We start from the raw sequence: 18,539 nt of genomic DNA, 5'->3' as shown, positions 1-18,539 counted from the left end.
AGCAATCCCCAGCCACGCCCGATCCCTCCGCGAAACTACGCAGAGAGGGTCCGACCGTTGGCAAGCCAACGTCAAATTTTCTGAAACCCACTTTGTTCTCGCCAGAGTGCGAGCCGACGCGTGAAACGAAGGGCACCGATTGGCTCCAGCAGGGCTCAAGCCGCTGCTAGCTAACAACCTGGCATCCTAAGCGCCCCCGCACCCCGCGACTCGCCCTGATTAAACGATTGTTAATTTAGTTAATTTTGACCAACAAGTCCTAACTCAATCGCTTCGTCGCACTGTGCCGAACCGAGACAGTTAGGAGCACATTTGTTGAGGCCTTCAGTCCAAGCTGATGGCTGGGATGACAATTCTATTTATCCGGTTCCGGTGGGCTACTAGGACCTTAGGTGAATGCGTTCGGAAAGTGGGTCAGGAGTTCGATTGGGCGCAGCGTGGCACTCCAACCGTCGTCCGTCGGTTTGAATAGCATCAAAATTCCCCAATCACTTGGCGCATAAATGCCAAGCGAGCGAGTCGAGGCTCTTACAGGGCAGATTGGACGGTAAGCGGTACACAATGCGAGACGCAGAGCCACGCGGGTGCGACCCATTTTGATGCCTGATTGATACCCCCTCCGCATTACACCGCCAAACGGACCGCTGGCTGCGCGCCACGGAGATTCATCACGACTTCTAAATTAATGTTCCGTAAGTTGAGGTGAAAGGGTGCTCGAGGATGTTAATGCTTTCGTTAGGAGAACGCCTCCGGGCGTGGCGGAAAGCCAATCGCCTGACCGCTGAGCAAGTGGCAGCTTTGCTCGGCGTGAGCAGAGTAACGATCTGGCATTGGGAACGGACCGAGCGCAAAGCGAACAAACCTTATCGTGAACATATCGAGACGTTGATCGCGCGGCCGTTCGGAATGGATCAGGCGCTCGACGCGCAGGCTGAAGAACGGGACCAGGTAAACTCACTCCGGCTTCACCAAGAAATTCGTGTTTCGAAGGAGCGCATCGCATTTCTCGCTGGAGTCAATCCAGCCGATGTGGAGATCAACATTTCGTACTAGGTCCGTCGCTCGATGGGTCACGACCGCCGACTTTGCGGACATTCGGCAAACCCGGACAAGCTCCTTCAAACCGGCCATACGTTCAGCTTGGCGTTCGAACATGCCAAGTGAGTGAGATGGTACGGTATCAACCTTGCCCAGAGCGCCGGCGCGTCGCAGACCTCAGACAAGCGGAGGTTCAGCTCGCGCGGCAGGCCGAAGTGGATGGAGACTGGATTACGTATTTGATCCCAGAGCCGCTGAAGTCGGAAAACCCCGGCAACCCCCTCGTTCGGTATAATTGGTCGATCTACAGCTTCCGATTAGGAACTGCCTTTATATCCGATGCGGGAAACCATTCTTCCGCGCGCGTGCTAAGAATTTTACAAAGGACGCGTTTTCCATCGATCCGCATGACGCGAGCGGCGGTGCCCAAGGATTTGACGTGTACCGGTTGGCCCATCTTGTAGCCCATTGATCAACTCCCTGGACGAGCGTTCGAACACGCCGCTCAGTGGCGGTCGAGCAATTGCTCGACCGATGCGTCCGCTGAGGCTCCGTTTGCATTGGCGTTCTTGATGTCCGTCTCCAGGGCATCCCTGATCTCGCAAATCTGCGCGTCGGTCAGATGCTCGATTCCCACAAACTGATCGCGAGCTTTGTCGAGAGAACGAAGGATCTCGTCGAGCTTCGCCTGGATTGCGGCGCCATCGCGGTTCTGGCTGTTTTGAATGAGAAATACCGCCAAGAATGTAAGGACCGTCGTTGCCGTGTTCACGACCAATTGCCAAGTGTCTGAATAATGAAAGACCGGACCCGCCGCTGCCCACAAGACGACCAGCAAAGTAGAGAAGATGAAAGCCGCAGGTTGCCCCATGGCGTGCGCGCATCTGCTGGCGATAGTCGTAAACATTCGATCCATTGGCGTTCCTCAAATGACCGCTTCCGCCGTGCTTTTCGAGCAGTGGGCGATTTTCGAAACCCGAAAGTAGCCAGTTCAGCTTCATTGCTTTTTCACAATGCGGTTGGGTCCTTGGAACCAACCGCTTCGCATAGGGTTCGCAGTCGGTGGCGGTTGGAGAAAGGCAAGCAGATGCTTTGGACGATTGCAGTCATCCTCCTCATTCTATGGGCGCTGGGATTTGTGGCATTCCATGTGGGAGGCGGCCTGACCCATCTTCTCCTGGTGATAGCCGTGGTCGTGATCGTTTATCAGCTTGTGACCGGGCGGCGGGGCGTCTGATGCCACCTTCACTCGCCCAATAAAGGCAAGATAATGCGCATGATCTTGAAGCTTACGGGTGTTGGACTGGGATCACTCCTCGCACTCGCAGGGTGCAAACAGGAGACCACCTATCCTCCGGGCGCCGCGACGGAAGCAACTACGACCACCGTCGTGCCTGTTGCAGTGCCCGTTTCCGGTCAAACCCAAACTGTCGTCGTTCCTGTGCCTGGTCCTACGCAAACTGTGGTCGTGCCCGGTCCGACCGCGACCGTCACGGCGACACCCGCACCGGGTGTGACGCCCGCGCAATAACGTTGATCCGCGGGGGCGCGGCGCTGATTTTTTTCGGCGGCCGGGCAAGCAAGGGATAGGGATTAAGCGCTAGCGCCTCTTCCCACCATTTGCGTTCCGGCGCGGTTGACCAGATCGCAAAGTGCAGATGAGGTGCTGTGGGATCCGCGTTCCCGGTGGAACCCACCGTGCCGATCGGCGCACCTTGGGCAATCCTGGATCCTTCGGTTAGGTCTGGCGCATAGTTTTCGAGATGGGCGTAATAGAAGAGCGTACGGCCATCGGGCGATCGTATGTAGACCGTGTTTCCGCCGTCTTTCGAAAGAAACAGCTTCTCGACCGTGCCAGACGCTGCCGCGATCACGGGAGTTCCACGCGGCGCCAGGATATCGATCGCGTCGTGTTGTCTTCCTCCGTCCGCCCGGGCCTGAGCGAATGTGTCGACCAGATCTGCTGGCCGCACTCCCGCCACAGGAATGATCAGACCTGCCTCTGCCTCCTGCGCGGGATCAGTTGCGCGATGGCCCGGAGCGGCCTTGAGCATTAGCTCGGAAGGCTGCTGGCTCGGCGCTTCGGGAGGAACGCTGGACTGCTGAAACCAGTGTGCCGCGACAACGAAGGCGGCCGCGGCGGCGAGTGTTACGCCGATGCCGGCCGCTCGGCCTCGTGATCGCCAGGCCCGCCGCATACTAGGTCTCGAACAGGACCTGGGTACCCGGCTTCACCATCTGGGCCAGCCTCGCGACATCCCAGTTGGTAAGCCGCACGCAGCCATGGCTTTCGGCCTGCCCGATCGTCGAGGGTTCGGGCGTGCCGTGGATGCCGTAGTGCTTCTTGTCGATGTCGATCCAGGCGACTCCCACCGGACCGTTGGGTCCGGGCGGAAGCTTCTGCTTGGCCGCATTGTCGGAGCCGTCCCAGAACAGCGCCGGATCGTATGCGAAATCCGGGTTGCGCGCGACGCCCACGACTTTCCACTTACCAATCGGCAGGGGGTCGTGCTGCGAGCCCATCGTCGCTGTGTACATCCCGACCAGCTTGCCGGCAGCGTCGTAGGCCTTAAGCGTACCTTCAGACTTGCTTACGACAATCTTCGCGGCCTGTGGCTGAGCCGTTCCGACGCCAAGAGAAGCTAGAGTGTCGCGCCAAGGCGCGTCTGGGACCATGCCATCGTCGATCCGGTCAGCGCCAACGTTGGGCAACCGGATCTGTTGGCCAGAATGGAACGTCGATACCGCTGCGTTCGTATCAGCAGCGCCCGATGTTCCGGGGCTAGCCGGCGCGGGATTGAGCATACGCAGCGTTTCGGGTGTCGTGTGGAAGCGCTCGGCGAGCTTCTCATCGAGCGACTGATAGCCGAGCGCGGGCAGCTTGGCCTGCGCTGCGGGATCGTGTGGAAGCGTTACGAAAGGTCCTGCCGCGAAATCTGCCGGAATCGTAACCAGGCGCGTGGCTGGAATGTTGTTCCAGCCGGCCAAAGCCTGGCGGGTAGCATCGTCCAGCTCGCCGGAAATCGGTAGCGACCGCGCTTCCTGGAAACCTGCGATGGCATTGCGCGTCGATTGGCCTTCCTTCCCATCGACGACGCCCGGCGTGAATCCGAGCCGGTCCAGCACGACCTGCAATTGCATCAAAGGGCGCGGCTTGTCGTCGGCGAGCGTGGGCTCCAGCGCACCGCCTGACGCGGGGTCATGCGCTGCAAGCGGATCTACCGCACGCGCGGGAAGGGAGGCCGATGGTGCGTTTTTCTTCTCGGCCTCCCGGGAGGCTCCGCCGCTCGGATCGATGTTGCAGGCCACGAGCGACAGACAAAGCGGCAGGGCAATGAGTGCAGCGCGCATGAAAACTCCCAGGTGGCTGGAGCAGATTAAGCTCTCGCCTTAAGGTTCAAACGCGTGGCCTCCTATATGGCTGCGCGGCCTCCGCCGCTGCCGAACCTTGTGTATTCATGGCCGTGGCAGGGCAGCGCTTCGTCGGCACGCGCGTTCCGGCATGCCGGCGGCGCCGAGCTGGCGCATGTGCTGGTCAAGTCCCGGATTGGCGTAGGTAAAGGCGCTCCACTCAGGATCGCTGCAAATAGAGGACCGGTTCCGCGCAGCATTCGTTCGGTTTCCAGGTCCGGTAAGTTCATCCCGCCAGCAAGTTTGAGATCACGTGGTTATTCGCGCTCGCGATGGCGGTCGTTTCTCGGCTTACCTGGCGCCATCGGGCAAGGCGAGAATGGCAAAGTGGCGCAGTTCGTCGCCCTCGGATCCCCGGCCATCCTGATATGCGACGTCGAAGGGAACCGGCGGGTGCGAAACGCGTTTTAGGCGCGGGGAGCGCTGCGTCTGCAATGCTCGACAAGAGTGGGGGCATCAATGAACCAGATCACCGCGCCAGGCGAATTTGGCCTTGAACGCCGGCAGTTAATCGCTGCCCTGCGAAAATTGCGCGCCGGCGACTTCTCCGTCCGCTTGCCCGAGGACGATCCGAACTGCGATAGCGAGATCGCGTCGCTCTTCAACGAGGTCGTTGGCCTCAACCAGGATATCACAGAAGAATTCGAGCGTCTCTCGCGCGTGGTCGGCAAGGAAGGCAAGATAGGCCATCGCGCCAAAGTGCGCAGCGCCACGGGCGGCTGGGATGCCAAACTGCGCGCAATCAACGAACTCATCGACGACATGATGCAGCCGACGACGGAAGTCGCGCGCGTCATCGGCGCGGTCGCCAAGGGCGACTTGTCACAAGCCATGGTCGTGGAAATCGATGGCCGGCCGCTGCGCGGCGAATTCCTGCGCATCGGCAAGGTCGTCAATACGATGGTGGAGCAGCTCGCAAGTTTTGCGTCCGAAGTCACCCGCGTCGCCCGTGAGGTGGGCACCGAAGGAAAGCTGGGCGGTCAGGCTCAGGTGAAAGGCGTTGCCGGCACCTGGAAGGATCTCACCGACAACGTGAACTCGATGGCGGCGAACCTCACCGGCCAGGTCCGAAATATCGCCGAAGTGACGACGGCCGTTGCGCGCGGTGACCTGTCGAAGAAGATCACCGTCGACGTGAAGGGCGAGATTCTCGAACTCAAGAATACCATCAACACCATGGTCGATCAGCTCAACGGCTTCGCTTCCGAAGTGACGCGTGTTGCACGCGAGGTCGGGACCGAGGGCAAGCTCGGCGGCCAGGCGCAGGTTCCTGGCGTTGCCGGCACCTGGGCGGATCTTACCGAAAACGTGAACTCGATGGCGGCGAACCTCACCGGGCAGGTTCGCAACATTGCCGAAGTGACGACGGCCGTTGCCCGCGGTGATCTCTCCAAAAAGATCACCGTCGACGTGAAGGGCGAAATCCTCGCGCTCAAGAACACGATCAACACGATGGTCGATCAGCTCAACGGCTTTGCATCCGAAGTGACGCGCGTGGCGCGCGAGGTCGGCACCGAGGGCAAGCTCGGCGGCCAGGCGCAGGTGCCGGGCGTCGGCGGCACCTGGGCGGACCTCACCGAGAACGTCAATCTGATGGCGGCCAACCTCACCGGCCAGGTGCGCAATATCGCCGAAGTGACGACAGCGGTGGCCTCGGGCGACTTGTCGAAGAAGATCACGGTCGACGTGAAGGGCGAGATTCTCGAGCTCAAGAACACGATCAATACGATGGTCGACCAGCTCAATTCCTTCGCATCCGAGGTGACGCGCGTCGCCCGCGAAGTGGGTACCGAGGGCAAATTGGGCGGCCAGGCGCAGGTGCCGGGCGTCGCGGGAACCTGGAAGGGACTGACCGATAACGTCAATCTTATGGCCGATAATCTCACCGGCCAGGTCCGCAACATTGCCGAGGTGACAACCGCGGTTGCGCGCGGCGATCTGTCGAAAAAGATCACCGTCGAAGTGCGGGGGGAAATCCTAGAGCTGAAGAACACGATCAACACGATGGTCGATCAGCTCAATTCCTTCGCCTCGGAAGTTACGCGCGTGGCGCGTGAGGTCGGCACCGAAGGGCGTCTTGGCGGCCAGGCCCAGGTCGAAGGTGTCGGCGGCACCTGGAAGGACTTGACCGACAATGTGAACGCCATGGCGCGCAACCTGACGGGTCAGGTCCGTAACATCGCCGAGGTGACCACTGCGGTCGCGCGCGGCGACTTGTCGAAGAAAATCACGGTCGACGTGAAAGGCGAGATTCTGGAGCTGAAGAATACGATCAACACGATGGTCGATCAGCTGAATTCTTTCGCCTCCGAAGTGACGCGCGTCGCGCGCGAGGTCGGCACCGAGGGCCGCCTTGGCGGCCAGGCGCAGGTCGAGGGCGTGGGCGGCACATGGAAGGATCTCACCGACAATGTGAACGCCATGGCTGACAACCTCACCGGCCAGGTCCGAAACATCGCCGAAGTTACCACAGCCGTGGCCTCGGGAGACCTGTCGAAGAAGATAACGGTCGACGTGAAGGGCGAAATTCTCGAGCTGAAGAACACCATCAACACCATGGTTGACCAGCTCAACTCCTTCGCGTCGGAGGTGACGCGCGTCGCGCGCGAGGTCGGCACCGAGGGCAAGCTGGGCGGGCAGGCCCAGGTCCGCGGCGTCGGCGGCACCTGGAAGGACCTCACCGACAACGTCAACCTGATGGCCGACAACCTCACCAGCCAGGTCCGCAACATCGCCGATGTTACTACGGCCGTGGCGCGCGGCGACCTCTCCAAGAAGATCACCGTCGACGTGAAGGGCGAGATTCTCGAGCTGAAGAACACGATCAACACGATGGTCGACCAGCTGAATTCCTTCGCCTCCGAAGTGACGCGCGTCGCGCGCGAGGTGGGCACCGAAGGTAAGCTTGGCGGGCAAGCGCAAGTGCGCGGCGTCGGCGGCACCTGGAAGGACCTGACCGACAACGTCAATCTGATGGCGACCAACCTCACCAACCAGGTGCGCGGCATTGCGGATGTCGTGACCGCGGTGGCGCAGGGGAACCTCAAGCGCAAGCTGACCTTCGATGCGAAGGGCGAGATCGCGGCGCTTGCCGAGACGATCAATGGCATGATCGAGACGCTGTCCACCTTTGGCGACCAGGTGACCAACATGGCGCGCGAAGTGGGTGTCGAAGGCCGGCTCGGCGGTCAGGCGCGCGTGCCCGGGGCCGCCGGCCTGTGGCGCGACCTCACGGACAACGTGAATCAGCTCGCGGCGAACCTGACCAATCAAGTCCGGTCGATCGCCGAAGTGGCGACCGCGGTGACGAAAGGAGACCTGACGCGTTCGATCTCGGTCGAGGCGTCGGGCGAAATGGCGTCACTGAAGGACAACATCAATGAGATGATCCGCAATCTGAAGGATCAGACCCTCAAGAACGCGGAACAGGACTGGCTGAAGACCAATCTCGCCCGCTTCAGCCGTATGCTGCAAGGTGAGCGCGACCTCACCACGATCTCAAACCTCATCATGAGCGAACTCGCGCCGCTGGTGAACGCGCAATACGGCGTGTTCTATGTGGCGAACGAGAACGGCGCCAACGACGCTGGGGGGCCGACGCTCGACCTCGTCGCGAGTTACGGCGCGGAGAACCGCAAGGAGCTCAAGGAACGCTTCGAACTGCGCGAGGGACTAATAGGGCAGGCCGCCGCCGACAAACGGCCGATGCGGCTCGACCGGGTTCCCGGCGACTTCATCCGGATTGGTTCGGGCCTCGGCGCGGCCGCTCCCGCCAATATCAATATCCTGCCAGCCCTTTTCGAGGACGAGGTCAAGGCGGTCATCGAATTGGCCTCGTTCGAGGAATTCAACGAGACGCACCACAGTTTCCTCAGCCAGCTCATGGAAACGGTCGGCATCGTGCTCAACACGATCGCCGCGACGATGCGGACCGAGGAATTGCTCAAGGAATCGCAGCTCCTCACCCAGGAACTGCAGGCCCGTCAGACCGAACTCACCCGCAAGCAGGAAGAGCTCCACGCGACGAACGAAGAGCTCCAGGAAAAAGCGCAGCTTCTCGAGAACGAAAAGCGGCAGGTCGAAGCCAAGAATTTCGAGATCGACATGGCTCGTCGGGCGATCGAGGAGAAAGCCGAGCAGCTGTCTCTGACCTCGAAGTACAAGTCGGAATTCCTCGCCAACATGAGCCACGAGCTGCGCACGCCGCTGAACTCGCTGCTCATCCTGTCGAAGCTCCTCGCCGACAACCAGCAGGGCAACCTCAACGAGAAGCAGACCGAGTTTGCCCGCACGATCCACGGCGCCGGTACAGACCTGCTCAACCTGATCAACGACATCCTCGACCTTTCGAAGATCGAGTCCGGAACGGTCTCGATCGATCTGGGCGATATGCCGATGGCGGCCCTGAAGCAGCACATGGAACGAACCTTCCGTCAGATGGCCACGGAAAAGCAGTTGGCATTCAAGGTGGACTTCGCGGACGATCTCCCCACCGCAATCCGCACCGACGAAAAGCGCTTGCAGCAGGTCGTACTCAACCTTCTCTCCAACGCGTTCAAGTTCACCGCTCATGGCGGCGTCACGTTGGTGGTCCGTACCGCCACCCATGGCTGGAGCGAGGCGCACCCGGTGCTGCGCGACGCGGAGATGGCAATCGAAATTGCCGTCAGCGATACCGGTATCGGCATTCCCGAAGACAAGCAGAAGCTGATTTTCGAGGCCTTCCAACAGGCCGATGGAACGACGAGCCGTAAATACGGCGGCACGGGTCTGGGCCTCTCGATCAGCCGCGAAATCGCCAGGCTGCTTGGCGGCGAGCTCAAAGTTCATTCCGAACCCAACCAGGGCTCGACCTTCACACTTTACGTGCCGCTCCAATCGGTAGGGCTGCCGGTAGCCATGCCCATCGTGCAGATTTCGGACACTGCCGAGGCCTCCACCGGCAGTTACGTGATATCGGACGATCGCGACGAGCTAGACGGCGATCCCTTTGTGCTAATCGTCGAAGATGATCCCACCTTTGCCGGCGTGCTCCTCGAGATCGCTCATTCGGCGGGCCTGAAAGGCGTCATCTCGACCGCCGGGTCAGGGACCCTGACAATGGTGCGCAAGCTTAAGCCGTCGGCCGTAACGCTCGATCTCGGTCTTTCCGATATCGACGGCTTTGTCCTGCTCGATTTGCTTCGGCACGAGCCCGACGTCGCTCACATTCCGGTCCATGTCATATCGGGCGCAGAACAGGCCGCCCACGCGCTCAATATCGGCGCGACAGGCGTTACCGAAAAGCCAGCCGATCAAGCCAAGCTCCTCGCGCTGTTCCAATCGATCATGGAGGCGGCGCGCCTGGGAACGAAGACCGCTCGCCCGGCCACGCGCAAGGCGTCATCCAAGAACCGGCGCAATGTCGTTCGCGAGCTCGCCGGTAGCCGGATCCTCATCGTCGACGATGACATCCGTAATATCTATTCGCTCACGAGCGTTCTGGAGGCGCACAACGTCGAGGTGCTGCATGCCGAACGAGGGGCGGCAGGGATCCAGATTCTGGAAACGCGCCGAGACATCGACATCGCGCTCATCGATATCATGATGCCCGAGATGGATGGCTACGAAACGATGCGCAAAATTCGGTCGATGCCGTCGATCGCCGAGACGCCGCTCGTCGCCGTTACGGCCAAAGCCATGAAAGGCGATCGCCAGAAGTGCCTGGATGCGGGCGCGTCCGATTACATCGCGAAGCCCGTAGATATCGATTTGTTGCTCGCGCTGCTGCGCGTCTGGATCGGCAGGGCGAGGAGCACGAAGGATATGATCGTCGCTACGGTGATCGAGGCAGCCTGAGGTGATGATGGAGGAGCCGCTCGCTCGGTCGCAGGCTCTGGGCCAGACGAGAGCGCGAATCTTGCTCGTCGACGATGACGAGCGAAACCTGCTCGCGCTTTCGCATGTTCTGCAGGACACGGCGGAAGTGGTGACCGCCGCGTCCGGCAAGGATGCGTTGCGCCTGCTCCTGACGCAGGATTTCGCGGTAATCCTGCTCGATGTCTTCATGCCCGGGATGGACGGCTACGAGGTGGCCAGCCTCATCCGGGAGCGTCAGCAGACCGCGCGCATTCCCATCATATTTCTGTCCGCGGTCAACAAGGAGACCGAGCACCTCATGCGCGGCTACGCCATGGGCGCGGTCGACTATGTGTTCAAGCCGGTGGATCCCATCGTCCTGCGATCGAAGGTCGGCGTCTTCGTCGACCTTTATGAGATGCGTCTCCAGATCGAGGAGAAGAGCCGCGATGAGCAGGAACTGCGGGACGCCCACTACCGGGCGCAGCTCGAAAAGCTGCAAATCCAGCGCGAACTCGACGAGAGTCGCATTCGTCAGGCGGCAATTATCAGCTCCCTGCCGATCATCCTTTACCTCGAGCCCGAAAACTGCACTCCGCGTGTGCCGCAATTCGTTGGAGGCAATTTCGACGCCGTAACAGGCTTTCCCTTCGCCGAAGTGGAGGCAAATCCAACTCTCTGGGCCGACCGGCTCCATCCCGAAGACAGCGAACGCGCACTGCTTGCTCTCGAAGAGAGGAAGCTGACGGGGGCGATGTCGATCGAGTATCGCTGGCAGTGCGCCAAGGGTGAATACAAGCACTTCCTCGACCAGGCGGTTCTCTTACCTGGCGGAGAGGGCCGGCAGCCGGAATATGCAGGAACGCTGATCGACGTCAGCGAACGCAAGCAGCTGGAAGCGAAGCTGCTTCAGGCCGGCAAGCTCGACGCGATCGGGCAACTCACCGGCGGGATCGCGCATGATTTCAACAATCTTCTCGCCACGATTTTGGGCGGCATCAACATCCTCCAGCGGCGAATGACCTTTCCCGAGAAAGAACAATCCGTTCTCGACCATATGCGCCACGCCTCCGAGAATGGTGCGGCTCTGGTGCGCCGGATGATGGCATTTGCTCGCAAACAGGATCTCCACCCTACCTGCGTCGCGCCTGCCAGCCTGCGCCAGTCGGTATTGGGTCTCGTCGAGCACACCCTGGGCGGAACGATCGACATCGAATGGGATCATGCTGACACGTCGCTCAACCTGTTCGTGGACGAGTCGCAGCTCGAGCTGGCTCTGGTCAACCTCATCATCAATGCGCGTGACGCGATGCCGGACGGCGGCAGGATCATTATTCGCTTCGACGAATTGGAGCCAACCGAATTGGCCAGCCAGGGGCTCTCTGGGAAATCCTATGTCCGAGTCCTTTTAGAAGACGAGGGCGAAGGCATCCCCGGGGATCTGATCGATCGCATAGTCGAGCCGTTTTTTACGACCAAGGAGATAGGAAAGGGCACCGGTCTTGGCCTCTCAATGGTCGCTGGCTTTGCACAGCAATCTGGCGGCAAACTCGCCATCCGCAGCGAGGTCGGCAAGGGAACAGCAATCGAATTGATCTTGCCTGCCGATGCCAAGCCGGCGGCCATGCGCGAGACAGGGAACGTTATTCCGATGGGAAAAATGGCGCGCCGGTCCATTTTGCTCGTAGACGACGATGATGCGGTAAGGGAAATCCTCGGTGGGCAACTCGAAGAGCTGAACCTCGATGTTGTCTCCGCTGCGAGCGGGCTGCGCGCGCTCGAGCTTCTCGCGGAGCCTGGTCGCTGCATTGATGTTCTTCTGACCGATTTTGCTATGCCGGGCATCAATGGGTCTGAAACGATCCTGCGCGCACGGGCGCTCAGGCCATCGCTGCAAACTATCCTGATGACCGGGTACGCAGACGACCGGCTGGTCCCGCACAATGACAGCGACATTCCCGTCATACGAAAACCTATCGATCTCTTAGTGCTGCAACAAGCGCTTCAGGACCCGGCTGCCAACCTCCGTCGCGAAGTCTAGGTGCGGCGTCCTTGCTGGGCGGATCGTTAATATCGCTCAGGCTGTGTTTGGTTCTGCACAGAAATCTTTAGCGAAAATTGCTAGGGACGATGGGTCGTGCACTCGGTCGGACCCCAGAGCACGATAGGGCCGGGCCTGCGACCAGGGGGCAGGCAGTGCTCGGCCCGTACCTCTGCGCAACCAATCCGGCGTTTCTGCGATTACTAATTTGCTGTGGTCGTTGCCACGGTTTCCCTGATGCTCCGTGTCGGCGGCGGCAGTCGTTGCGACGAAGGAAATCCCGACTGCCCGAAAAGAGCACCATCGAACGGGCAATTGAGCTTGCTCGACATGGCACGTGTGTGGACGTGCAGGAGATACGCGCCCAGCTCAGAAGAGAGCGCTATGCCAACATCACAGAGCATTTGGCTGGCGTAACGATCCGCAAACAACTCGTCGCCCTTATAGGCCAGAGAAAGAGCGGTTAGACTGAAAATCCCGGGCGCGTTGCCATAGCAATCCCAATAAAAAAACCCCCGCCGAGGCGAGGGTCAGGGAATATGAAGCGCTTTTGGTTTCCGCGCCAGCGGGGGTGTGGGTTGGCGCGTCGTTGGTCAAACTGCTGAAGCCTGGGAAATATCCCGCCTGCCGAAAATATTCTGCGGGCCGACGTCCTAGGTATTATGTACAGCAAGGATGATGGCGTCGGCGGGGCGCTTCTCTCGGCCTAGACCTTTAGCCATCCAGATTACATCCCCTTTCCAGAATTAGGGATTTGATCTCTCTCAAGCGAATGTGGAGCTTGTGCGTCGCTTGCATATTGCCGCGAGACTCAGCCGTATGCAGCTTCTCGGTGTACTCGCGCCGGCAGGCGTAAAGCTCGGCAAGCACGCCTTCGTCTGAAACTGGTAGATCTATATTGGAACCTCCATGCTTTCCGCCAGGTACGCTCATGGAGTGACCGCCGCCGCTGCTCACTCAGGGGAGAGGGATCGCAACGTGACAGTCACGGAGCAACGACGGCAGTCGGATGCATTAGCGCGCGGCAGCGGGAATGGTTGCTGCTCAGACAAAAGCCCCTTGAGCTGAGGCAACTAGATCTTGCCGAGCTTCGAGAACGATCCACGCGCGCGCAAGTGCGCAAGCTTTTGCGAATTGCGTCCACCGCTCGTGCGAATAATCTCTTCAACGATCGTTAGCGGGATGATGCGAGAAAAAGTGACGCCGCAACGGTGGTCCGCAGCCCACGCGACTGTGCCAGCCATGTCATAAGCTGGCCAAGCCAGCACTACTTCACTTCCGACTGCCGGAAGATCCTCGACCAGCAATCCCGCGCCCAGTGTCGAAAGGCTTTCGACATAGATCCGCTGCACGCTGTCAAGCGTGACAAGGTCCGCGGTCATTACCTTCCGGGCTCGTTCTTCGAACCTCCGACCAACATCACTGTCGGCATCCAGTCCCATGGACGCACTCTGGAAACCAAAGGTCGAAATCCGGTTTCCGAAGTTGGTTGCCGAGTCGTGTTCTGCGCCTGGCCCGCATCGACGAATGAAGCTGTGTCACTGCTTCGGCGGGACTCTGGACAGTCTTTCGATGCAGGATGCCCGGCGTGGCACGCAAAAAAGGGCGGCCCGAAGGCCGCCTCAAGTGGTGACTCTTTTCAGAGCCATCGGGTCGCGCCGGGATAGCTATCGTTAGCTAACCGACCAGACTTGTAGAAACGCGACAAAGATGTGCCGCGACTAAAATTTCTCGGAGGAGTCGCAATTCCACCCGAGGTTCGGCCTCGCCCGATCCTGGTCGGACCATTTGGCTGATTGATCGGCAACCTTTCGGGTCGCCGTTCGCTTGGGGGACAGGCTGCCGCCGTCGGATCGGAGCCACCTTTTGGTCGGCGGCAGTTTTTGGACTTGGAATATCAAATGCACGTCACCCTTGCCCTGCTCACGGTGTTCATCCTGCTTTCCGGCCTTCTCTTTTCAGCCCGCTCGTATCACTCAGACGGCCAGCTTCGGCTCCGCGAGGCGCGGGCTCGTATTCTGCATCCTTACAAACGGTAGGACTGAATGATGGCGGACGATCTGGTCGCGAAGCTGTGCTGTGCCGACGAAGAGACCATCTACCAATCGCTGGACTAGGCCTGCCAGGCGAATGATTACATTTTTCCAATGAACTGCGGCGCGTGGCTACTGTCGCCGTCAATGCGTTGGTGAGCCCTCGGGTCGCAAATTCGAGGAAGCATCCCGCTGCTGGACGGATCGTCGGCCAAAACCATAATCGCACCCACACCTAACCCCGCTCGCCCCGCGGGGACTTTTCCGTAGCCGATTGCCGCCGTAATGGCGGTCTTTGTGCTGACACTGCTCGGCGCAATCGCGCTTGCCAGCCGTTTTGCTGATGGAACGGTAGGCTCGCCTAACCGTTTTCATAGCATCGGACCGAGGTCGCAATGCTGACTGCGATGTTCCTGCGTTTTCTGAGTGATACCCGCGGTGCAATGGTGGCCGAATACGCGCTCGTCCTCGCGCTGACATTCGGCTGCTTCGCCTGTGCTGCCCTGTATCTCGGTGACAAGGCGACGGCCGCAATTCGCCACGTTGCGGAGACCATTACGGACGAGGTCGTGTCGATCGCGCGCGAAGCTGCACAACCCTGAGAACCAGCGATCCAGTTCGGAGGTGACAAGCGTTAGTCTTGTGCTAAATCCGCCCCGGTTGTCGCTCTTCCGTTCACAGCCGGACCGGGCGGCAGCTACCCCAATTTCCTTCTGATCTGCACACTTCCTGGGTGCCCGTCGATGGTCAATGGGAAAAGCCAATTTGATGCCACTCACGCCGGAGCTTAAAAATCTCTAGCGAGAGCATGGTGGCTTTATGGTGCGAGGCACGTTCCAGGACGAAGGGTTCGCGCAGGTCGATTACGACGGCAGAGCCTCCTATCCGATGCCGCGGGGTGAGTACGAGGCAAAACACATCCTGCCGCCGTTCGACGACCTGCCAAGCCGCAAGGAATATTTTATCTCGACACCCTGCGCGGAGAGCCGGCGGCCCGTGAAGGGATCGTCCGGTGCCCGCGCGAGCTACTCTGAATGAGCGTGGAGGAAAAAGACGCCCCCCGCGGGTGCACAGGGACGCCTTCTCGTAGCCAACCGGGGTATCAATCCGCCGACGAGCTTATATCGCCGCACAATAGAAAGATTGTAAGTCCCCATGCGGTGAATTGAGATCGAAATCGAGAGACAGTACTAGGGTGCGGAAAGATTCGAACGTCCGAGCTGCGGAAAATCATTGGCCCGGCTGCGTCATATTAAAGTTCCGATTCACCTTCTAATGAATTATCCGAGAATATATCGGATTTAAGTAAGTGGTTCGAGAGTAATGCAGTGGCGACCAACGCAATGATCCGGTCGAACGCGACGAGAGATTTTCGTAAACGTTCTATCGCCAATACACTTTCATCCAATCCTTTGTGATACAATTTGTCCTCGCCTGCTTCAAACCGTGCAATCTGTTCAAAGCAATTGGCGCGCTCTTGCCGGCATGAACCTATCAACTCATCGACCCAGGGCATGGTCTTCCCTTGTTTTTGGGGATGTTGACAGGAAGTCGGCCGGCAATGCAACGGAAAGGTCGCTGGAGGCTCGCGCTGCGTCCGCATTGGGAAGAACCAATCCCTCTGCAGCAACCCTTCTTCTTTCCTGACGTTTGAGGCGGCGAGCAGCGGAAGACGCGCACCCCTCTGCTGCTAGGAGCGGTCCTATGACGCCCAGCATCAAACTGCTTCTCGTTGAGGACGAGGCCGTCATCAGATTGTGCCTTGAAGACGCTCTTACAGACGGCGGCTTCACCATCGTCACGGCCGCGACGGGCGAAGATGCAATACGCGAGCTGGAGAATCAGCTCGATAATCTGGCCGGCTTGATAACCGACGTCAGGCTCGGTTCCGGGCTTGACGGGTGGGAGGTGGCTCGCCGGGCCAGGGAGCTCAACCCTTACTTCCCGATCGTGTACTCGACAGCGGACAGCGCTGCCGATTGGCCGATACAGGGAGTCCCAAACAGCATTATGCTGCAGAAGCCCTTCGCCAATAGCCAGCTTCTCGTCGCCATCTCGACGCTGTTGAACGATGCCGCAGCGAACCCGGTGCGCCCCATCGACGAATGAGGAATTTTACCTAAGCCGCGAAACCCTTAAGACTTTCCAGGCTTAATATGAACGACTGTCGCCGGCTCTCATAAATCCAAACTTGGCGATGCCGGTGGCAGTCACCTGGTTCCGCTTGCGCAAAGGCCGCCAGATGACGACTCTTGAACAGAAACTCCGGAGCGCCGACGAAAAGACGATCTACCAGGCGATGGATCAGGCCTGCATAGACTGGCCGATCAACGACCGTGCTGAGCTGCTCGAAGCGTTCAATCGCGTGCTCGATGTACTGGGCGTGCCGGATGCCGACGGCGACGTTTGCGAGCAATCCGGCTAACTGGCTCAGGAACAACAGCGCTTCCTGCGCGCTTTCACCGTCAAGGAGACTGGCGATGGTCGACGATAAGGAAGCTGGCGCAAGGCCAAAGCCCGCCGAGCACGATACGGAACCGAAAAACCCCAACGTGCCCAAATAGCAGGAGGGTCAGGACGAAGGGCAGCAATCGGCCTAGCCGATGAGGTGAGCGCGCATAACATGCCACCGCTACTCGAAAACCCGTTCGATCCCGACGAATACGGCGAGGCGTTCGCGGTGGCTTTGGTGCCGCTCTGCGATCCAGGCTCCGAGATCGATCTTGAGATCGACAAAGCCAGTGCCGAGTGCGTGGTGACGATGGGCGGGGTCAACTACCGCGTAACCATCGCTGCGGAACATGTTTGCACGCCGAACTGATATTCATTCGGCACGGATGCTGAGAGCATCCGCCCATCGGTCTCGACCTTCTTGGATTTGAACCAAAGCTCAGGTGTCCGATCTACGACAAGCGTGTCGTCGCAGGTCTGCACCAACGACATCGCTTCGTCTAATGAGCCCCGCATTCACTGATCGTAATGTTCAGGCCGAAGGATGACCGGCATCCGGTCATGCACATCTGACATCTGTACGCAGCCGTCGACCATGGAATAGGCGTCGCCCCGTTCGACCGTGTTTCGCCACACGCCTGCATCGGCGAAGAGATCGACACCGTGGAGCGAATACCAGGTCTTGGTCATCTTGCCCTTCTCACCCTCTGCCTCGGCCCATTGAGTGACCGGGATAATGCAGCGGCGCTTGGTGAAACTGTCTTTCCAGAACGAGGTCAGCAGCTTGTCGTCGCGCGCGTTGTTGACCTTGGCCTTTGGGAAGCATGGCGGCGCCGGCGATTGGACATGCGATTTTGCGAGCTGCGAAAGAGGCTTCATTGCGCCGAGTGCGGCGCTCGGACAGCATTGACCGAGTATTCGCGCGGAGTGCCTACTGCCATCCTGCCGATGCCGGACGAGCGGGAGTGGAAGCAGGAGCTGCGGCGCTTCAGATGATGGGCCAGCGCCCCGCTCCGTCGCCGACGATCCGCTACGGCAGCGAGAAGCGGTCCGTGCATTCGGATTTCCCAATGTCCGAGTCGGAATAATGTCTGCTAATTTTGTCGCGCCAGTCTGAAGGCGATTCTCGCTGGCATACGGTGCCCCTGGCGAGGTGCGGCGATCTCGCCGGGGCATTCTCAAGGTAGGTGCGCTTGTCTTCAATACCGCAGGAACAATAGCCCGGCTGAACCGTATAATTGTGAACAGAGCTGAATGGGAGAGGTGACTTGGCCAAAGGCAAATTAAGCCGTGCGCAAGCGGCAGTCGAAGACGGATCGCGGAAAGCTTCAACTGGTGACGATGCCTATTGGACCACGCTGCAGCACTCGTTGGTCCGGTCGATGCACATGGACGAACACCCTGAATTTGCTGCGAAGGGCTGAAATCGGGCGCAGGCTTGCCCGCGCGGTCGCACGCCAAAGCTGAGAGTCGAGTTTCTAAACGAACTGCGCTCTCAGCGGCCCTCGTGGTTGCCGACATCACCGTCAGCGTGGCGCGCGGTTTCCCGATTGCGTACCGTGTCGGCAGCCAACCTAGGAGCGCACGTCGAAGCGGTTTTATCGCTCTGATGACCCTTCCAATCGATGGTGCGCGATAATCTCGCGGTGCGTCGCCCCTATCGAAATCAAACCTCAGGGATTCCTCGGTGTGGCTTTCCAAGCATCAAGGAAGTGACTGATTAGCTT

The 18,539-nt window shown here is 59.7% G+C and carries 16 protein-coding genes; 10 read left to right on the top strand and 6 right to left on the bottom strand.

Annotated features, from left to right (window positions below):
- Positions 1–720 precede the first annotated feature (720 nt).
- Positions 721–1,053, top strand: a complete 333-nt coding sequence (locus tag KRR38_RS12410; protein ID WP_217401892.1) for a helix-turn-helix domain-containing protein — start codon at positions 721–723, stop codon at positions 1,051–1,053.
- A gap of 490 nt (positions 1,054–1,543) precedes the next feature.
- Here KRR38_RS12410 and KRR38_RS12405 read toward each other — a convergent pair whose 3' ends face one another.
- The gene (locus tag KRR38_RS12405; RefSeq protein ID WP_217401890.1) at positions 1,544–1,954 is read right to left on the bottom strand and encodes a low affinity iron permease family protein; all 411 of its coding nucleotides are present in this window, start codon (positions 1,952–1,954) and stop codon (positions 1,544–1,546) included.
- Positions 1,955–2,125: 171 nt separating this feature from the next.
- Between KRR38_RS12405 and KRR38_RS12400 the strand changes: the two genes are divergently transcribed.
- Entirely contained in the window at positions 2,126–2,275 is a 150-nt protein-coding gene (locus KRR38_RS12400; protein WP_217401888.1) for a lmo0937 family membrane protein, read from the top strand.
- Positions 2,276–2,528: 253 nt separating this feature from the next.
- Here KRR38_RS12400 and KRR38_RS12395 read toward each other — a convergent pair whose 3' ends face one another.
- Together KRR38_RS12395 and KRR38_RS12390 are read right to left on the bottom strand one after the other, a co-directional pair.
- On the bottom strand, positions 2,529–3,092 hold the full coding sequence (locus KRR38_RS12395; RefSeq protein WP_254514772.1) for a M23 family metallopeptidase: 564 nt from the start codon (positions 3,090–3,092) through the stop codon (positions 2,529–2,531).
- Positions 3,093–3,237: 145 nt separating this feature from the next.
- Positions 3,238–4,389 carry a L,D-transpeptidase family protein gene (locus KRR38_RS12390; protein WP_217401884.1) on the bottom strand — a complete coding sequence of 384 codons (1,152 nt, stop codon included), beginning with the start codon at positions 4,387–4,389 and terminating at the stop codon, positions 3,238–3,240.
- A gap of 519 nt (positions 4,390–4,908) precedes the next feature.
- Here KRR38_RS12390 and KRR38_RS12385 point away from each other — a divergent pair.
- Both KRR38_RS12385 and KRR38_RS12380 read left to right on the top strand, forming a co-directional pair.
- A complete protein-coding gene (locus tag KRR38_RS12385; RefSeq protein ID WP_217401882.1) occupies positions 4,909–10,287 on the top strand; it encodes a HAMP domain-containing protein in 5,379 nt (1,792 codons plus the stop codon).
- A gap of 61 nt (positions 10,288–10,348) precedes the next feature.
- Positions 10,349–12,328, top strand: a complete 1,980-nt coding sequence (locus KRR38_RS12380) for a response regulator (RefSeq protein ID WP_217401879.1) — start codon at positions 10,349–10,351, stop codon at positions 12,326–12,328.
- A 1,073-nt stretch (positions 12,329–13,401) separates the two neighbouring features.
- Here the strand turns inward: KRR38_RS12380 and KRR38_RS12375 are convergent.
- Complete coding sequence (locus tag KRR38_RS12375; RefSeq protein WP_217401877.1) at positions 13,402–13,710, bottom strand: hypothetical protein; 309 nt, start codon at positions 13,708–13,710, stop codon at positions 13,402–13,404.
- A gap of 1,046 nt (positions 13,711–14,756) precedes the next feature.
- Between KRR38_RS12375 and KRR38_RS12370 the strand changes: the two genes are divergently transcribed.
- Together KRR38_RS12370 and KRR38_RS12365 are read left to right on the top strand one after the other, a co-directional pair.
- On the top strand, positions 14,757–14,963 hold the full coding sequence (locus tag KRR38_RS12370) for a hypothetical protein (protein WP_217401875.1): 207 nt from the start codon (positions 14,757–14,759) through the stop codon (positions 14,961–14,963).
- A 217-nt stretch (positions 14,964–15,180) separates the two neighbouring features.
- A complete protein-coding gene (locus KRR38_RS12365) occupies positions 15,181–15,399 on the top strand; it encodes a hypothetical protein (RefSeq protein ID WP_217401872.1) in 219 nt (72 codons plus the stop codon).
- Between the two features lie 214 nt (positions 15,400–15,613).
- On the opposite strand, the gene KRR38_RS12360 is transcribed toward KRR38_RS12365, so the two are convergent.
- Positions 15,614–15,991 (bottom strand): hypothetical protein, encoded by a 378-nt coding sequence (locus KRR38_RS12360; RefSeq protein WP_217401870.1) that lies wholly within the window; start codon positions 15,989–15,991, stop codon positions 15,614–15,616.
- Positions 15,992–16,065: 74 nt separating this feature from the next.
- On the opposite strand from KRR38_RS12360, the gene KRR38_RS12355 reads away from it, so the two are divergent.
- The 3 genes from KRR38_RS12355 (at position 16,066) to KRR38_RS12345 (ending at position 17,182) form a co-directional block, all read left to right on the top strand.
- The gene (locus tag KRR38_RS12355; RefSeq protein ID WP_217401868.1) at positions 16,066–16,470 is read left to right on the top strand and encodes a response regulator; all 405 of its coding nucleotides are present in this window, start codon (positions 16,066–16,068) and stop codon (positions 16,468–16,470) included.
- A gap of 94 nt (positions 16,471–16,564) precedes the next feature.
- Positions 16,565–16,786, top strand: coding sequence for a hypothetical protein (locus KRR38_RS12350; protein ID WP_217401866.1), 222 nt, complete (start codon positions 16,565–16,567; stop codon positions 16,784–16,786).
- A 198-nt stretch (positions 16,787–16,984) separates the two neighbouring features.
- The gene (locus KRR38_RS12345) at positions 16,985–17,182 is read left to right on the top strand and encodes a hypothetical protein (protein ID WP_217401864.1); all 198 of its coding nucleotides are present in this window, start codon (positions 16,985–16,987) and stop codon (positions 17,180–17,182) included.
- Between the two features lie 146 nt (positions 17,183–17,328).
- On the opposite strand, the gene KRR38_RS12340 is transcribed toward KRR38_RS12345, so the two are convergent.
- Positions 17,329–17,691 (bottom strand): SOS response-associated peptidase family protein, encoded by a 363-nt coding sequence (locus tag KRR38_RS12340; protein ID WP_254514771.1) that lies wholly within the window; start codon positions 17,689–17,691, stop codon positions 17,329–17,331.
- Positions 17,692–18,080: 389 nt separating this feature from the next.
- Here KRR38_RS12340 and KRR38_RS12335 point away from each other — a divergent pair, with 389 nt between their 5' ends.
- Positions 18,081–18,236, top strand: a complete 156-nt coding sequence (locus KRR38_RS12335; protein WP_217401862.1) for a hypothetical protein — start codon at positions 18,081–18,083, stop codon at positions 18,234–18,236.
- Positions 18,237–18,539 lie beyond the last annotated feature (303 nt).

This window comes from Novosphingobium sp. G106 (assembly GCF_019075875.1).
GTDB lineage: Bacteria > Pseudomonadota > Alphaproteobacteria > Sphingomonadales > Sphingomonadaceae > Novosphingobium.
Note: the sequence above shows the minus strand (reverse complement) of the source record. Positions and strands in the feature narration are given on the sequence as shown.